This window comes from Caulobacter sp. CCH9-E1, assembly GCF_001556515.1.
GTDB lineage: Bacteria > Pseudomonadota > Alphaproteobacteria > Caulobacterales > Caulobacteraceae > Caulobacter.
Window position 1 is genome coordinate 1 of the sequence record NZ_LSJA01000358.1, and the last position, 1,252, is coordinate 1,252.

Sequence of the window (1,252 nt, forward strand, 5' to 3'; positions counted from 1 at the left end):
CGCCGACAGCTCCTGGCTGCCCGACGAGACGTTGTCCGAGGCGGCGATGGCGTCGGCGACGATGCCGCGCAGGCGATCCACCATGCGCTCCAGCGCGATGCCCAGGGTGTCCTTGTCCGACAGCGGCTTCGGCCGCACCGTCAGGTCGCCGTCGGCGATCCGATCGGCCAGGCCGGCGGTGTCGCGCAGGTTCGAGGTCATCTGGTTCACGGTCGTGACCAGGTCCTTGATCTCGTCGTCGGTGGTGACCGAAACCTCGTGGTTGAGGTCGCCGATCGCGACGGCCTCGACCGCTTGGGAGATTTTCCGCAGGCCAGTGGTGACCGTCCGGGAAATCCACAGGGCCGCGGCGACGCCGACGATCAGCGCCAGGGCGACGACGCCGATGAACAGCGCCCGCGAGTCGGCGAACACCTTGTCGCCGGTCGCGCTAGCGTCCCTGCCGCCCGCGACATTCATATCGACCAGCCGCAAGGCGTCGTTCGACATGTCGTCATAGAGCGCCTTGCTCTCTTCGAGCGCTGCGGCGGCTTCCTGGTTCTTGTTCTGACGGGAGAAGACCAGAGCCTTTTCGGCCTCGCGCAGGTAATCGTCATATTTGCGAGCGAAGGAATTGTAGATGTCGCGCTCCTCGTTGGAGGAGATCAAGGGCTCGTACTTCTTCCGCGTCTGAGCGATGAGGGACATGCTCTCCCGCATCTCCTTCTCGACCGCCGCCATGTCGGCGGGATCGGTGGAAGCGACGTGAGCATAGTGCTCCGCGCGGAGATCCGAGGTCGCGGTGTTGATGCGATGCACCGCGTCGATGCTGGGCATCCAGTTCTCGGCGATGATGGTCGACTGGTCGTTCACCGTCGACATCTTCAGGACCCCGACAACGCCGAGGATGGCGCAAAGCGCTAGGACCGCGGCGAACGCGCCAGCGAGCTTCAGTTTAATGGTCGGACGCATTTTGTACCCCCTTTGGGCGAATGTTCAGGCTGATCGCTTCAGGCGTATTCGCGGAAATCGGCGTCGTCGGCGTCAGGGCCGCCGTTGGTCAGGTCCAGCGCGAAGCCCGCAGCGCGCGCCTGCTGGGCCGCGACCGGGCTGCGAGCCGGCGCCTTGGCGACGGGCTTGGCGACGGGCTTGGCCGCGGGCGAGGGACGCTTGGCGGCCGAACGGGGCGCCGGACGGCGACCATGGCCGCCGCTGTCGGTGCGGAAGTAGGAGATCGAGGTCTGCAGCTCCTCGGCCTGGGCGGCCAGCTCCT

The 1,252-nt window shown here is 66.5% G+C and carries 1 protein-coding gene and 1 pseudogene; both read right to left on the reverse strand.

Translation table 11 applies throughout. The features are described from left to right. A partial coding sequence (locus AX690_RS20145) for an MCP four helix bundle domain-containing protein (RefSeq protein ID WP_156449740.1) occupies positions 1-951 on the reverse strand: 951 nt, incomplete at its 3' end. Positions 952-989: 38 nt separating this feature from the next. Next, positions 990-1,252, reverse strand: a pseudogene (locus AX690_RS23470) (methyl-accepting chemotaxis protein); the annotation flags it as partial.